The organism is Draconibacterium halophilum (assembly GCF_010448835.1).
Lineage (GTDB): Bacteria > Bacteroidota > Bacteroidia > Bacteroidales > Prolixibacteraceae > Draconibacterium > Draconibacterium halophilum.
Genome location: NZ_CP048409.1, coordinates 1,403,162 through 1,420,491, shown reverse-complemented (window position 1 = coordinate 1,420,491; position 17,330 = coordinate 1,403,162). Strand labels below are relative to the sequence as shown.

The window sequence follows — 17,330 nt, the reverse complement described above, 5'->3', positions numbered from 1 at the left end:
TTTAACGATCACTAATTATTTGCTGAATGGTTGCGGATTTTCTTCCATAAAAATTGAAAGCCCGGTTAGTGCCTCCAGCTTTCCTTTAAATGATTCACCTGCCGAACCGCTAAAAACATCTCCGCTACGAATAATGATGCTTCCATTAACATGTTCAGCCAAAAAGGCAAGATCGTTGGCATGCTCATTAAGGTTTGATGAAGTGACATCTCCTGAGCCGAACTTTAAAACACCCGGCTCTGTGGGCACATAGATAAATAAGTGATTTACTGTTTGGCCGTCTGTCATCTGACCGCACACATACAAAGCAGGTTTTGGATTGGAGTTAAAATAAACCTGCGAATTATTGGCAAACTGCTGTTGTAAAGTCTGAATATCTTCAACAGTCGATTCTACAAACACAAAATCTGTTGTTGCCTGTGAATAGCCCTTTATTGAAAACATAAAAATCAACAAGAAGCTAATAAAAGTTATTTTGATAATATTTTTATACATGATATTTATTTTTTGCTGTTATACATTTTCAATTAATTCCCCAAAATCATTAATGGGCTTGAAGTACTGGAAATTGTTACGTCGTTTTCGGCAACTATTGTTACCGAAGTGTAACTAGCCGCCCTGTTCCGCTGGAATTTAGCGTAACAGTTGTAGCTTCGGAAATATCAGTATATACATGAATAACAATAACGTCGGTATGCGTACCAGCATTAATGGCATTATAAGCTGCATCCAGTGAGGCATACCCAGCGCGTGATGTACCACCGGTTGCTTCAACAACAACATTCGATATTGTTAAAGTTCCGTTGGCAGCAGCAAACGTGTAATTCGTTGCTGATAAGGCTGAAACGACAGGAGTAACCGTATAGCTTCCTGCTGCTGTTGAGCCACTGGTATTATCAGTAAAGGTAACCGCTCCCGAAAGGTTGGTTGCTGATCGCAAACCTGCTTCAGTTTCGGCGTTTTTAAAACCAGTCATGGTATAACTATAAGCCGGAGTTGTTTCTCCAACCCCACGAATAATATTATTTGCGGTAACTGTTAGTTCAGCTTTAGTAACTGTGAAGTCGTTGGCCACATAAGTAAAACTGTAGTTATCATCTACCCCACCACTTATAGTAATTACATCGGTTTGGGTACCTACATCAGTGGTAGCATCAACTGTAGTTGTTGCTGTTGGGTTAGTAGCCAGTACAACTGAAGTCTCGCTGTTAACAAAACCTGAATATTGGTATGTTAAAGCTGGATTCGACTCTCCGTAAACCTTAGTTTTTGCATCTGCCGTTACAGTTAATTCTTTCTTAAGAATATTACCTGTTGATGCCAAATCGACCATACTGTAATTTGAAGCATCGCCCGTTGTGCCATTTGATAGTGAGTAGGATATTGTTGTACTTTTACCGTTTTCTACATTCGCATTGGCATAATCTGTAGCACTGGCTATAATGTTCAAATCTTCTCCTAAAACCAGGTTACTAACAGATCCAAGGTTAACTGTTCCGGTAACCGAAGAACCATTATAAATTTTATCACCAATTGTGCTTGATGCTGTTAATGGCCTTGGAGTAATTTCTAATGTAACCAATGTTCTTCCTGCGCTAATACAGCCGGTAGATTCGAACTCTGCTTCAGCCCAGGCAGTATAGGTACCTGCATCTGTTCCGGTTGGTGAGGTAGTAGTTGTTGTTCCGGTTTCTGAAGTAAACCAGTTAATCACAGCGGCTTCGCTTTCGGCACCTACAAAAACGGTAGATGAAGCACCTGCAACTTTTTCCATACCATCGTAAGTCACCGTATTATCAACCGCCGTTGGTGTTGCTGGTAACGGATTTACAGTAACAACAATTGTTGTTGGTACGCCATCTCCACACCCACTTGCATCCGATGGTGTGACAATGTATTCAACAGTTCCGGCAGCTGTATTTGATGGATTTAATAAAGTCTGTTCAATAGATGAACCAGAACCATCAGAAGCTCCGGTAATGCTACCAGTTATTGTTCCAACGGTCCATGAGAAAGAGGCTCCTTCAATATCTGCATCATGCGTAATCGATGTTGTTTCTCCACTGCAAATAAAATAGGCACGGTTTCCAGTATAATTAGGAGAAGCGTTTATGGTAATTTCTGTAGTATCTGCTACCTCATCGCAGCCATTACCTGCCTGAATGGTATTGTATATTTCGTAAGTTCCGGCTGGGGTAAACAGAGTGTTTACCGTTCCAGGAGCAACTCCATCTCCTTCGGCAAATACAACCACAGCATCACTGGCCGTAAATATTCCAATATCGTTGGTTGTGCTTGGAGCAACTTCTCCGGCAGTGGGGCAATACTCGCTTGCACTATATGCAAAACTTGCATTCGGCAAACGTGTAATAACTACTTCGGCTGCAGAAGAATAGCCATTTAAAGTTTGTGTTACTGTATAAGTTCCTGCAGTACTGCTTGCCAATGTTATTACCCCTGTTTCTGTATCCAGAGTAAGATTATTATCTGTACAACTAAAAGTACCTGAGGTACTTCCTGATGGTGTCGCGATACCTCCATCGGTGCAATAAGGCGAACCTTCATAAGCAAAATCAACATTTGGGATATCGTTGATTGTGACAACAACTGTTTCGTTTGAAATATCAACTGTACAGCCATTGGCATCGGTTACAGTAAGTAAGTGATAGGTATAAACCTGAGCCACTTCAGTTGATTGCGTAATATCGACCGAAACTGTTTCGGCATCAGCTGTTGTCATTTCAAATTCGGTTCCTGTAATAATATCCTCGCCACTTCCAATGTCTAATCTTCCGGTAAATGTATATGGAGCTGGCCCAACACTACCGGTAATGGTTACTACCGGTGCAGCTTCTCCAACAAACTCAGTTGTTTTATCGGTTGAAATTGTAGCTGCTGACACAGGATAAACTTCAACATTTGTTGTTTCCGTAACTTCGCCACAAGGTGTAGCTGCCGGAATAGTATAAGTAATTGTATAGGTTCCGGCATCACTATTTGATGGATCAATTGCTCCCGATGAAGTGTTCAGGGCAAGTGTTGCACCTTCTGTTGCCGGAGTATAACTGAAAGGATTCGCACCCGGAGTATAATCATTTTCTATAGTTAAAGTTGGTGTTTCGGAAACTGTAGTTGATCCACAAAATGGAGTATTATACGAAAAGGCGGTAATCACCGGTAATTGCATGATGCTGACTGAAGCAATTCCTGCAACAGGAGAACAGCCTCCGTTACCGGCAACAGTATACGAAACGGTATAATTACCGGTAGCACTGGTCTCTGGTGTAATGGTTCCGGTTGAAGGATCTATCGTTAAGCCTGAGGGATAAGCAGAATATGTTCCACCATCGGCACCGGCTGTTTTAGTTACGCTAACCGGCTCTTCTGTTGAACAAAAAACAGCGGATTCACCATAACTGATAACCGGAACTTCCAACGCCTCGGTAATGGTTACAATGGTACTTACAGCTGCTGTGTTGCATCCTATTACATCTACCGGATCGAAGGTAATGGTATAACTTCCTGCTGTTGCACCATTGGGATTAAATACTCCGGTTGTACCATTAACTGAAAGTCCTGTTGATGGATCAACAGTAAAAGTACCATTACTGGCTCCAACAATAGTAGGAAGAAAATTTTTATCCAGATTATTGCAGACTACCAGATTACTATACGAAATCTGCGGGTCGATGGACTGATCGTTAATTACTGCCCGAATCATTAAACGGTCGCATTGGCTGCAGCCATCATCACCAACATAATCAACATAATAAGTTTTTGTAAACTCAATGTAACCGGTACTATAACTTAAACCAGTTGTAACAGGCGTTCCGTAAAACGGTACGGTGTACCATTTTACATTATCAGGATTCAGTGTTTCTCCCGACCAATCAACCTCCAGTGTTAATTCGCCAGCTCCACACCTAACAGCGTCGCCACCCTGAATTGGGAGGTCGTACGTTTGTGCGAATGAGGATATTCCCCCACATAGCAATACTCCTAAAAACAAGGCTGCCTGAAGCAACGCTTTTTTCAGAAGTTGTAGTTTGTAAATCTTTTTCATAGAGTGTTTATTTTATGTTTATTGTTTGTCATAATGGATAAGTAACTTATTGTGCTCCTGTAACCTTAATTTTGGCACCATTAACAGCAGTGTATACCCCATTAACGGTTAGCTTTCCGCCTGCCTGAACGGTTATAGCATTATTTGTTGTTGAGTTATTCGTAAGATTTTTAACGGCTGCAGTAGTTGCAGAATTCACCACCGGGAAATTTGTAACTCCGCTTGCCGGAATTGTTGCATCAACATTTGCTGTTGGTACAACTGCAGGATTCCAGTTAGAAGCGGTGTTCCAGTCCGAATCTGTTGCTCCGGTCCAGGTTACCGGTGTTGTTGCTAAGCCCGGTATTGGATTTATTTCCGGACTCGCCCCCGGTGCATCATAAGTAAAAGCCTGTAAATAAGGATAGGAGATGTAGTAATCGTTTTCGATTTGCCAATCACCTGTTTCTTCTGTAAAATCCCAGCTAGTAAAGGTTGAAGCATTTTTCATTTCGGCTGTATTTTTGCCTATTGCTCCATAGTTAGTATCACCTGAAGAATTTCCATTAATACCATCGACTTCAACATCCCAATAACTATTTGAGACATTATTATAATCTGAGGCAAAACCTATGAATCCCTTATTACCAGATGAAACACTTGCATAACATTTATTAACTGTAACTGCAGATGGACTCCAAAAGTTTCCAATTAGTCCTCCGACATAACTGACTCCAGAATTAATAATACCTGTTGCATAGGAATTCGTTATATTAGAAGCAGTATTATTAACATTCCCAATTAGCCCTCCAATATAACTAACAGCGTTAATTGTTATGTTATTAGCAGCACATCGATTGTAGGAAACATTATTTGCCTGTCCAACGAGACCTCCTATATAATTGCTCCCGTTTATGGTACCTGAAACCAAACATGATTCAATTATTCCATTGATATCGTTCCCCACAAGAAGAGCTGTATAATCTCCTCCATTCACAAGTGCATTAAGAAGTATAATCCTTTTTAGAGTTGCTCCATCATTATAGCCGAACAACCCATTGTAACTCCCGGTCCTATTGACATATAAATTTGAAATGGAATATTCTTGTCCATCATAATTGCCTGTAAATTTTGAGGTTGATGGATAGCTACTACCTAAGGGGAAAAAACCATTTGCATCAGCAGCATCACCAACGATGCCATCACCATTCCAGTCCACAACAGTTTCATCGCTTCCAAAATCAATATTGGCGGTTTGCAAAAAGTTTTTGTTCCAGTCGCCAGTGTGTTGCGATAAATAAACAAGGTCGGTAACCGAAGCAATTTGGTATGCGTTTTCGGGAGTACCATCTCCACCATCGTAAAAATGCAAGGTCCCGGTGTTACTATTTACTGATTCATCAGTTAATGTTCCGCTGCTGGTATCATCGAAAGTAAAATAAGCAACAAGATTCGTTTCACCAGTTGGATTTGACAGAACATCACTCCTGTTATTTTGTATTTCGGTTTGTGTGCGTACTACATTCCAAACGCGAACCTCATCAATTAGACCATGGAAATGGTCGGTAGTATTTTCTCCGTCATAATCCTGTCCAATAGAAAAAGTACCCTCTGATTCAGGCCAGGCTCCAACATCAACAGTAAACGTATCAATTTCGATTACACCATTTAGATATACTACAGATGAACCATTAGCGGCAATGGTCCATGCAATATGCGACCATTGATTTAATGGTAAAGTATTAGTCCCGTAACTACTTATATCTAATGATGACGGGGTTTTATATCCGGCAACTAGCACTCCGCTTTTTAATCCTAACAATATTCTATTGTCATAGTCTGGGGCGGCGGCATGGAACGTAAGAACAAAATCCTGGGTCTCAAAACTTTCAGGATAAATCCAGGCTTCAAGAGTCATAGCCCCTTGCGACGACATTGCTGCACTTACTGAATTTGCAGAAACGTAATCGTTAAGGTCGTCAAACCACAAGGCTGATGAACCAAATGGTTGAGCCTGCGCAAAGGCGAAGAAGCAAGTGAAAAGAATTAAAAGTAAATATTTTTTCATATCGTTGGATTTGTGCATTTAAATAAAACCAAAAGAATGGTGGTCAATTTTTTCATATTCAAACTATATTGTTTTGTATAAGGATTACCTGATTATTTTTGAACCAGTCCCCATATCCAAATTATTATCTATTTGTAGTTTTATATTTTCAGTCGTCACTGTTTGTGCAGCATCTATGATTACCGTTCCTGAGGTTTGCAAACGCATATTATCGCGAAAACTCACCGTATTAAGATTGATATTTCCGCTTTGAGCTCCATTACCTATTGTTATCAGGCTAAAGCCATCGGTAAAATTTGAAGTAAAACGAGAAGATGGTAATGACAAGGTTCCGGTCGCACCGGCAATACCTATTGTTGCCGTTGATGTTACCGGCGAAAGTGCCAACTCTCCTGCACTGGCAGCTCGCGCATCACCGGAAAAATAAATATTGTCGGCTTGTAACAAAATATTGCCACTTGTGCTGGCCAAACTACCTGTTGACTCAATAGCAATACCTTCCGACTGATCTTCTGCGGTTGATAGCCCAGTTAAGTCAATAGTTCCGCTTGTTGTTTGCAAGGTACCTTCAATGCGTATTCCATCACAATTTGCAGCCTCGGCTGCCGTGCTTTGCCCACCAACGCCCTGTAATGTAATTGTACCACTATTGGTAGTTAAAGTTGACGAACCAGTATATTTTAAATGAATACCGTGAGAAGCAGCGTTCGTCGATGTACTTTTACCAGAAATAGAAATATCTCCTGCATCTGCGTTAATAGTAACATCATCCAGCAAAATGCCTGTTCCTGTAATTCCTGTGGCATAACCATCGCCAACAGTAAGGTTATTCCACGTAGTAGAACCAGAACCGCCGCCCATCCATAGATGGCCTTCGTTAGTGGATATACTTCCATTTGTTCCTATAGAAATGTTACCGGCTCCGTCTCCATCAGTATCAGCCCAAAGAACAAGATTAAAAGGATAGTCTGCAGAAGAAACTGAATTAGAAGAAATAAACTGGATATTATTGGGATTTTTAATCGTCAGAGTAGATTCTCCAGTGTTTGAGTTGGTAATTGTTTTTCCAGAATTCAAAATAAATGAGGACGAAGTATTTAGCATTTCGAGCACAACCTCAGCACCTCCGATAATTAGGTTTCCTGAAAAAAGTTGTCCTTCAGACGATTCACTTTCAGTGGTAATTCCTCCGCCATTAATAATAGTGTTGGCTGCTGTAATATCAACGCTTTTCAATACTTTCCCGGCACCAACCGAATTTTGAAATATAACATTACCGTCACCAGCATCAACGATAAGCGGAGAAGGCGATAATTCGTGCTCAACAACAGATGCTAAATCATTCACAGTAGTAGGTAAATCATTCCAATATCCATCTGTGTTATTACGTATTTGCAAAGCATCCTCATCTCCGCCCGAATCATTTGGCTCACCAGTATTCCAATTTACATAATGCCCATTAGTTCCAACATATCCTTTAATTCCTTGTGATAGTGCGGTAGTCCAAAATACTGTTCCAGCTTCAGGACCGGTTACCCACTTCCAAGTCCCTTCTGTATCCTTATCCGATCCACCCAACCATGCACCTCCAGAGGGAACAACTGCCATTGCAGCGGTTAATTCCATTTTAGATGTGATGGTTGCCAAATAATCCGAATCAGAATTATATAACGAATGAGCCGCATTCCAGGTTCTACTGGTCGCATCAAGCGAATAACTGTTGCCCGAATTGACAGCTCCCGAAAATGTTACATTATTGTCTGCTGTTTGAAACGTCACACCATTATTATTGCTTAGCATAACCTCCCCTCCACAAATTATGTATTGTGCTCCTGAATTTATGGTTTGTGCACTTGTTCCATTAAAACTTACATCATCAAGAAAGTTTATAAATCCACTGTTTGTGGTCAGACTTGAAGAGTTGGTTATTGCCCCAATATTATCTCCGTCGTTATCCGAATCCAACTTCAGGTTCAATGCACTATTACTGCTTGTAATATCAGCCTGAATAAACAGATCTCGCCCTGCTCTAAATTCAAGGAGAGCTGCTCCTCCCCCTGTTTTAGTTATCGCGTCAGATAGCCTGATATCCAGCGAAGAAAGCACGACAACACTACTTCCAGCATTTAATAAATTTTCAATTACAGAAGGAGAAATTACTGCATCTCCAGAAGTTGTTTCAATCGTTACAGGATCACTTCCACTTGAGGTCCAGTTTGTACCTGAAGTACCTGTTTGCCCACCCAATGAGATGGTTAGCGTTTGTGCCTGCAACGACAGGCTTAAACTGATAATGCAAAATAGAAGTAGATTTTTTTTCATTATGTTTTATTCAATTTTAATTCTTCCCCTCTGGTTTTCATCCATAATTAATTTAGCCCCACCGAAAGTTTCGCTGTTGAGCTTTATTGTAAAGATCAAAATAGGGGCTACTTGTTGAGCTATTAATTTTTAAAAGGATGCTACTACTATAATTAGCAGAAATAGCTACAGTGGCAGCATTTAACTGAGCTGATCCGGTACCAACCGTTACCGTTGCACCTATATTAACTGCAGCGCTACTCGACGCTGCTTCATAATTTCCAGAAGGATTCGTTGTTAAAGACTGGGCTTTTGTGCCATTTGATGAAAATAAAACAACTGCAATGGCAAGAACTGCCAATACTACTTGTTTCTTTAGTTTCTTAACTTTTGTGTCAGCATAAAGCATCGTATGTATTCTTTAGTTAGGTTAAACTTCATTTATTGCAGAAAAAATACTTGTCGAATATTTTGATCTAATTAACAGCAACTTATACTGGCTTTAAATAGCTTTTTGGAATAGGTCGTTATTACACCTAAACCTTGTAAATTACTGCAAGTCTGGTAGAAATATTCGTCATAAAAATCTAAAAAACAGATTTTTAATTGAGGGTATCATAAATACTGGTGAAACAACTTCAAATACCTGACACAATGTGGTTTTGAAATAACTTTGTAAACATTCTTCATAATTGACTTTTTGTGGTTTGCTTTTTTACTTTTCGGCAGATTGAACTAATTCATTTCTACTGAAAAAATCATCTACGTCCCGATAGCATAAATCTTACAAAAAAACTAAAGCTATTAATCAAAATATTTACTGATTTCACCTACAAGATTGCTGATTGTTCACTCAGCATTTTACCTAATATATGTCTCAAAAAATGTATATATAGCTCATACTACACACATTACAAATACCAACATCATTAATGCTAATAAATCTCAACAAAAGAATTGCTTTTAAGATAATTTTTATTACAATCATCCTCATATGGTGCAATAAAAATCCAATCGTTGATCAATTTAAGGAGCAGCATCGCAACTTTTATGTACAATACCGAAGGGAAATTACAGGGCAGCAATATATTAAATATCATACCCTTAAATCCTAAAGCAAAATACTTGATGAATAAGATTTATAGGAATTAAACGCATTAGTATCTATTTAACTTATTTACGAATTAGTTAAATAACTCCAGATAATAAATAGCGTTTTTTTACACTGTCCCTAATCCAGACTTACATCAAATTCTTCAATATCTATCCATAGCCGGTTGATAATTCTCAGAACCTGTCATTCCGCATTGACGACACCTGGTACTGGCACAAAAAAACAGGAACCATTGGGCTCCTGTTTTTTATGCTACGAAAAATGTATTATTACACCATCGGATATTTTTTAAAAATCTCTTCCGATTTTGTTAGTATATCAACATATTGTGCACGCTGATAAGCAAATGGATCTTTCATGTTTTTACGCGAAAGTTTTCCACGGAAATCATCAAGCGTTTTGTATCCTTTATCGTCCATCCACTTATTAATATCCATTAAAATATCTGAAACTACTGTTGGCGAGTTACGGTAAATAGCACTTACCATCTGTATCACATCGGCACCGGCAAGCAGCATTTTTATTACATCGTTGGCATCGTAAATACCACGACTAATACACACACTTCCCTCAACATTACCGTGCAACAAGCCTGCATAACGCAAACCTACCATATGATCTTTCGGGTTACTTAACTCCCAGGGGTAGAAATATTCTTCTTTCTCAATATCAATTTCAGGTTGAAAAAAGCGATTAAAAAGCACATAACCATCAGCACCAGCTTCGTCCACCTTCTTAATAAAATTCAAGGGATTGGTGTAAAACAAACTCATTTTTACACTTACCGGAATTTTAACTGCTTTTTTTACGGCTTTAACAATTTGCACCTGTTTTTCCTCAATCGATTCGCCGGTTACCTCAAAATATCCGGGTACCGCGTAAAGATTAATTTCCAAACCTGCTACGCCTGTTTTTTCCAACTCCTTCGCATATTCAACCCAGGTAGGCTCGTAAATGGCATTCAGACTTGCAAAAACAGGCACATCAACATTTTTCACCAGCTTTTCCAGATTATATAAATGCTCTTTTGGTCCGGCATGTTTCAATCCCGGAAAAATATCAGTCATTTCAGCATTACGCTCTTCATATTCGCTCAACTCTTCATCCAGCTGGAGACTTTCTAGCTGAACTTGCTCTTCAAATAACGAGCGGTAAACAATTGCACCAATTCCTGCTTCTTCAATTTGCTTTATAACATCGGGTTTCGATACCAAATTGCTTGCTCCAAGAATTAACGGGTTTTTTAATTTGATACCCATGTAGGTTGTTGATAAATCTGCCATAATTATAGTTTTTTTAGTGATTTTACTATTTGTTTTTTAAGTGTAACTAAATATAGAAATATTTTGTTCAAGAATGAAAATATTTTTTTTGATGGGCGATAGAGAAAGTGCGAAATCGTAAGGAAGCAAAAGAAAGTTTTTAGCTGCAGTCACCGTCGAAAGAAATTAGCCGTATTCAGAAAACAGTTGCTTCTTTTTTTCTGTAACACACTAACTCTTTGCCACAACAAACTCACAATGAAACATTTCGAGAAAGCTCTCTCAGTCGTTGCTCTCTTTCGAAATAACAGTTTTCTGTTTTGAACGGAGGTTATTACAAAAAAATACGAACGACGACTGAATTGATCTGACTTAAGCCCATAAAAAAACCACCTGCCTTTCAACAGATGGTTTTGTATTTTATATTCACTTGTTTCTTACAGCAAACTTAATGTTACAGTTAAACCGGCCATTACAACCGAAACCATAGTCATCAGTTTAATCAAGATGTTCAGTGAAGGTCCTGAAGTATCTTTAAAAGGATCACCAACGGTATCGCCAACAACACCTGCGTGATGTGCTTCGCTACCTTTTCCACCGTAGTTTCCTTTTTCGATGTATTTTTTAGCGTTATCCCACGCACCACCTGCATTGTTCATAAACACGGCTAACGTAAAACCGGCAGTTAAACCACCAGCTAAAAGACCAATAACACCAGCAACACCCATTGTAGCTCCAACAATAACCGGAACAATTATGGCTACTAATGAAGGTACCAACATTTCTTTCTGTGCTCCTTTGGTTGAAATTTCAACACATTTTGCATATTCAGGTGTAGCTTTACCTTCCAAAATACCAGGAATGTCGCGAAACTGGCGGCGAACTTCGTCAACCATTGCACCTGCTGCACGACCTACAGCTTTCATGGTCATCGCACTAAACAAAAATGCCATCATTGAACCTAAGAAAAGCCCCCTAAAAACAATGGATTAAAAAGCGTAACATCGTAAGCAGCTGTAAAATCTTTTACCGAAGCAGTGGAAATCTTAACAGCCTGCATTCCGTCCTGCACAGCCGGAGCGACATCCTCGTAGAATATATATGATCCTTTGGTAACAAATCCTTCGCCGGCTTTTGCTATTTTTCCAAACCACAATCTAATTTCTTCCATATAAGCAGAAATTAGCGCCATTGCAGTTAATGCGGCCGAACCAATTGCAAATCCTTTACCGGTTGCAGCAGTTGTATTTCCCAGCATATCTAAAGCATCTGTTCTTTCACGTACTTCTGGCGGAAGTTCAGCCATTTCAGCGTTACCACCGGCATTATCAGCAATAGGTCCGAATGCATCGGTAGCCAATGTAATACCCAGTGTAGATAACATACCTACTGCAGCAAAACCAATTCCGTAAACACCCATTGCAAAATGTTCTGCACCACCTGCAGCCCAGAAAGATCCCATAATTCCAAGAACGATGGTTACAACCGGAATCCAGGTTGAGTACATACCAACAGCTAAACCGTCAATAATAGTAGTTGCAGGTCCTTGTTGCGCCTGTTCAGCAATTCCTTTTGTTGGTTTATATTCATCAGAAGTATAATATTCAGTAGCCTGCCCGATAATAACACCGGCAGCCAATCCAATAATAACAGCAAAGAAAACTCCCCAGGTTACCCAACCAAGGTAAGCCATTCCGGCCATTGCAAGAAGAATCAGAAATGAACTTCCTCCGGTACCAATCAATAGCGCATTTAATAAATTTTTCTGTGTAGCAGATTCTTTGGTGCGAACCATGAAGATTCCCACGATGGAAAGAATAATTCCAATAGCAGCAACAATCATAGGAGCTGTAACAGCTTTAATAGGATCGATACCAGTATCAGAAAGAACTATTACAGGAAGAGCGGCACCAAGAGCAGCGGTTGCCAGAATAGAGCCTGCATACGATTCGTAAAGGTCGGCTCCCATACCGGCAACATCACCAACATTATCACCAACGTTATCGGCAATAGTTGCAGGGTTACGCGGATCGTCTTCAGGAATACCTGCTTCTACTTTACCTACAAGGTCAGCACCTACATCAGCAGCTTTTGTATAAATACCTCCTCCAACACGAGCAAATAATGCTTGTGTAGAAGCACCCATACCAAAGGTTAACATGGTAACTGTTATCTCAATTAATTTTACTCGTTGGCCTGCATCGTTGATTACACCATTAGTTACATAATCTGCACTTCCGTGAACAAAATGAAGCCCTAAGAATTTAGCACCATTCGCCATGTGCTCGGGTGTAAATACCACTTCGCTTAAAAACCAATACCAGGCTGCAATATCTAATAAGGCAAATCCTACAACGATTAAGCCCATTACAGCACCACTACGGAAAGCCACCTGTAAACCTTTGTTCAACGATTTAGATGCTCCGTGTGCTGTACGCGCTGAAGCAAATGTTGCAGTTTTCATTCCCAAAAATCCACAAAGGCCTGAGAAAAAACCACCAGTTAAAAATGCGATGGGCACAAATGGATTTTGAACGCCAAAATATGCCATAATTGTTAGTAGGATAAAGAGTATTACAAAAACAATTCCTACCACTTTATACTGTCTTTTCAGATAAGCCATTGCACCTTCACGAACGTATTGTGCAATTTCTTTCATCCTGTCAGTACCTTCTGAATTCTTCATCATCGATTTGAAGAATATCCAGGCAAATACCAATGCCAATATCGAGGCAATTGGCACTATCAAAAATATACTGCTCATAAATTGATAAATTTTAGTGTAGCTTTTGGCTACGGTTTAGTATTAAATTGAAATTTGTTCTTCTTCTGGTTTCTAGTCCGGTTTTACAAAAAAAAGTTTTTGCAATAGACAAAGATAAATTTCTAAACGAGATGAGGAATTTTAGCTTATGTATTTGACAACAGGTTGAAAATTTTTTAACATCAGGATTTTCAGACTATTTCATATTTTATTGTAAACATTTTGTTCCCTCAAAATCAAAACTTAAATTCAACCTGTGAACGGATTGCTTTACCAAAGATTAACGAGATACATCCGTTTACTTTTAACTAAACCTAAATATCAATGAAAACTAAACAGCTCATCCCTTCGTCTTTAGCATAATTTTTTTGTTTTTCGCTTGTAATCCTAAACAGAATGCAAAGCTGACAACTACCGATGTAGTAATATATGGTGGAACTTCGGCGGCAGTTACAGCTGCTGTTCAACTTACAAAAATGAATAAATCGGTTGTAATTGTTTGCCCTGATAAACATTTGGGCGGACTAACATCAAGCGGACTTGGATTTACCGACACCGGAAATAAAGTTGTGATTGGCGGACTTGCCAGAGAATTTTACCAGCGTGTGTATTCGCATTACCAAACCGATGAAGCCTGGCAGTGGGAAAAGCGCGAAGAATATGGCAACACCGGACAAGGCACACCGGCAATTGACGGCGACAAACGCACCATGTGGATTTTTGAACCTCATGTGGCCGAGCAGGTTTTTGAGGATTTTATCAGCGGGAACAACATCAGTGTTTTTCGGGATCGTTGGCTCGACCGTGAAAATGGAGTGGAAAAACAAAATGGTCGTATTGTTTCAATAACCATGCTGAACGACGAAAAATACAAAGCAAAAATTTTTATTGATGCCACCTACGAGGGTGATTTAATGGCGGCTGCCGGCGTGAATTACCACCTTGGACGCGAAGCAAACGATGTGTACAACGAGCAATGGAACGGAATACAAACGGGGGTACTTCATCACGGACACCACTTTGGCAACATGAATATTAGTCCTTATGTTGTACCCGGTGATCCGGCAAGTGGTGTTTTGCCCCATATTTCAAGCGACGATCCGGGTAAAAAAGGCGATGGCGACAAACGTATCCAGGCCTATTGTTTCAGGATGTGCCTGACAAAAGTGTCCGACAACAGTGTTCCTTTTGAGCAGCCGGAGAATTACGATCCCGCACAATACGAACTGCTGGTTAGGGTGTTAAACCACGGCTGGCGCGAGACATTTAATAAATTCGATCCGATTCCGAACCACAAGACTGATGTAAACAATCACGGGCCATTTAGTTTCGATAATATTGGCATGAACTACGACTACCCGAGGCCAGTTACGAGCGGCGGGCAGAGATTATTCGCGAACACGAAAACTACCAGAAAGGGCTGCTTTATTTTTATGCCACCGATCCACGAATACCTGATGAAATACAAAATGAAATGAAACAATGGGGTTTGGCTAAAGATGAATCCATCGATAACGGAAACTGGCCCCACCAGATTTATGTACGCGAGGCCCGGCGAATGATTGGCGAATTTGTAATGACAGAGAATGAAGTGCTGGGAAAATCACCGATTCCCCACTCTATTGGGATGGGCTCGTACACGATGGACTCACACAACACACAACGATACATTACACCCGAAGGCTTTGTGCAAAACGAAGGCGACATTGGTGTTCACCCGCATCAGCCTTATCAAATTGCATTAGGATCGATTCTTCCGAAACAAAATGAATGCGAAAATTTACTGGTTCCGGTTGCTGTTTCAAGTTCGCACATTGCATTTGGCTCCATTCGAATGGAACCCGTTTTTATGATACTTGGGCAAAGTGCTGCGCTGATTGCTGCAATGGCCCTGGAGGAAGAAACTCCTATTCACAAACTTCAGTATGCGGAAATAAAAACAAAACTGGAAGCTGCGGGACAGGTGCTGGAACTTGAGGAGGCAGAATGAACTACCTCTTAGCAAGCGAACGAGGTATCAATAGTAATTTAGTTTAATATCAAGCGTCGAAGTATAATTCAGTATTCCCGATACGCTCCGCTATCGGGATTAGTTCAACCATCAAATTACAGTTCGTTTCTCTCCTGTAATTTGGGTTTCACTGAATAAAAAATCCCCGCAACCAACGGCTGCAGGGACTTAAAATAATACTTCTCAATTATGGTTGCTAAAGCGTTACGCCTGTTTTAAAAATGGCAATTTCTTTAAACCCGGTTTTTTCGTGGTTTAATTGTTTGCCGCTGGCTACTTCAATTATATACTGTACAAAGTCTTCCAAAAGCTCGTCCATGGTTTTGCCTTCGAGCAAAGTGCCGGCGTTAAAATCTATCCAGTTTTTCTTTTTGTTGAATAAATCAGAATTGGTAGAGATTTTCATGGTAGGCACAAAACTGCCAAACGGTGTTCCGCGACCTGTGGTAAACAGTACCATCTGGCAACCGCTAAATCCGAGTGCCGATGCAGCCACCAAATCGTTTCCGGGTGCCGACAATAAATTCAGGCCTTTTGTTTTCAGCGGCTCGGCATATTTTAACACGTCGACCACCGTTGCAGTACCACCTTTTTGGGTACATCCCAGCGATTTATCTTCGAGGGTTGAAATACCACCCTTTTTATTTCCCGGCGACGGATTTTCGTAAACCGGCAAATTATGTTGCAGGTAATAATCCTTAAAATCATTGATCAGACTCACCGTTTTATCAAAAACTTCTTTGTTTTGAGCACGCTCCATCAGCAAAGTTTCGGCACCAAACATTTCAGGTACTTCGGTAAGAATGGTTGTTCCGCCCTGCGCCACAAGAAAATCGGAGAAAGCACCTACCAGTGGATTGGCAGTAATTCCTGAAAAACCATCCGAGCCACCACATTTTAAACCGATATTCAGTTCCGACACTGGAACAGCCTCACGTTTATCGGTGTGCATCACTTCGTAGATCTCCTTCAAAATCTCCAGTCCGGTTTCCACCTCATCTTCCACATCCTGCGACGCTAAAAAGCGCACACGGCTTTCATCAAAATCGCCAATGAACTTTTTCAGGTGGTCGATCTGGTTATTTTCGCAACCCAGCCCCAACACAAAAACACCACCGGCATTCGGGTGATTGATCACATCAGCCAATGCTTTTTGGGTATTTACATGGTCGTCGCCCAACTGCGAGCAACCATAGCTGTGTTTAAATACTTCTACCGCATCAATATCGGTAGGATTTACTTCCTGCTTAAACAGATCGATGATCTGCTGCGCCTGTCCGTTCACACAACCAACTGTTGGCACAATCCACAGCTCGTTACGGATTCCAACCTTGCCATTGCTACGCTTGTAACCCTGAAAAGTAAGCTCTCGTTCAGCAACGGCCATTTCGTTTAATTTCTGATCGAACGAATAATTGATGGTGCCCGAAAGATTTGTTTTCAGATTCTGAACATGTATGTGTTCTCCGGTTTCGATGGCTTGTGTAGCATGACCAATCGGCGCACCATATTTAATAATATCCTCGTTTTCGGCAATAGCAGTAAGTGCAATTTTGTGCCCTTTCGGAACATCATTTTTAATTGCCAGCTCCTGCTCATCAACGACAATCGATTCACCGGCCGTAAAATCTTTTAAGGCGATGATCACATTGTCGGTTGGATTTATTTTTATAAAGTCTGCCATTTCTGTTTTCTTAAAAGTTTCTCGCAGATGACGCGGATTTCGCTGAAACAATTGTTTAACGTAAACGCTATCTGCGAAAAAAAC

General features: G+C 40.3%; 9 protein-coding genes and 1 pseudogene. 1 reads left to right on the top strand and 9 read right to left on the bottom strand.

Features of this window, described 5'->3' with window-relative positions; all coding sequences use genetic code 11:
- Positions 1–15: 15 nt before the first annotated feature.
- From G0Q07_RS05745 to G0Q07_RS05715, 8 genes are all read right to left on the bottom strand, one after another.
- Positions 16–495, bottom strand: a complete 480-nt coding sequence (locus tag G0Q07_RS05745; RefSeq protein ID WP_163345184.1) for a DUF4347 domain-containing protein — start codon at positions 493–495, stop codon at positions 16–18.
- A 100-nt stretch (positions 496–595) separates the two neighbouring features.
- Entirely contained in the window at positions 596–4,063 is a 3,468-nt protein-coding gene (locus tag G0Q07_RS05740) for an MBG domain-containing protein (protein ID WP_163345183.1), read from the bottom strand.
- 46 nt (positions 4,064–4,109) lie between these two features.
- On the bottom strand, positions 4,110–6,110 hold the full coding sequence (locus G0Q07_RS05735; RefSeq protein WP_163345182.1) for a LamG domain-containing protein: 2,001 nt from the start codon (positions 6,108–6,110) through the stop codon (positions 4,110–4,112).
- 84 nt (positions 6,111–6,194) lie between these two features.
- Entirely contained in the window at positions 6,195–8,432 is a 2,238-nt protein-coding gene (locus G0Q07_RS05730) for a lectin-like protein (RefSeq protein ID WP_163345181.1), read from the bottom strand.
- A gap of 52 nt (positions 8,433–8,484) precedes the next feature.
- The gene (locus G0Q07_RS05725) at positions 8,485–8,820 is read right to left on the bottom strand and encodes a hypothetical protein (RefSeq protein WP_163345180.1); all 336 of its coding nucleotides are present in this window, start codon (positions 8,818–8,820) and stop codon (positions 8,485–8,487) included.
- A gap of 974 nt (positions 8,821–9,794) precedes the next feature.
- Positions 9,795–10,808: a dihydroorotate dehydrogenase-like protein gene (locus G0Q07_RS05720; protein ID WP_163345179.1), complete on the bottom strand. Its 1,014-nt coding sequence runs from the start codon at positions 10,806–10,808 to the stop codon at positions 9,795–9,797.
- Between the two features lie 416 nt (positions 10,809–11,224).
- A complete protein-coding gene (locus G0Q07_RS21010) occupies positions 11,225–11,743 on the bottom strand; it encodes a sodium/proton-translocating pyrophosphatase (RefSeq protein ID WP_262887994.1) in 519 nt (172 codons plus the stop codon).
- A 5-nt stretch (positions 11,744–11,748) separates the two neighbouring features.
- Complete coding sequence (locus G0Q07_RS05715) at positions 11,749–13,551, bottom strand: sodium-translocating pyrophosphatase (protein ID WP_262887993.1); 1,803 nt, start codon at positions 13,549–13,551, stop codon at positions 11,749–11,751.
- A 476-nt stretch (positions 13,552–14,027) separates the two neighbouring features.
- On the opposite strand from G0Q07_RS05715, the pseudogene G0Q07_RS20645 reads away from it, so the two are divergent.
- Positions 14,028–15,541: pseudogene (locus G0Q07_RS20645) on the top strand (FAD-dependent oxidoreductase).
- Positions 15,542–15,758: 217 nt separating this feature from the next.
- On the opposite strand, the gene G0Q07_RS05705 reads toward G0Q07_RS20645, so the two are convergent.
- Positions 15,759–17,246 carry a UxaA family hydrolase gene (locus G0Q07_RS05705; protein ID WP_163345178.1) on the bottom strand — a complete coding sequence of 496 codons (1,488 nt, stop codon included), beginning with the start codon at positions 17,244–17,246 and terminating at the stop codon, positions 15,759–15,761.
- Positions 17,247–17,330: the final 84 nt, after the last annotated feature.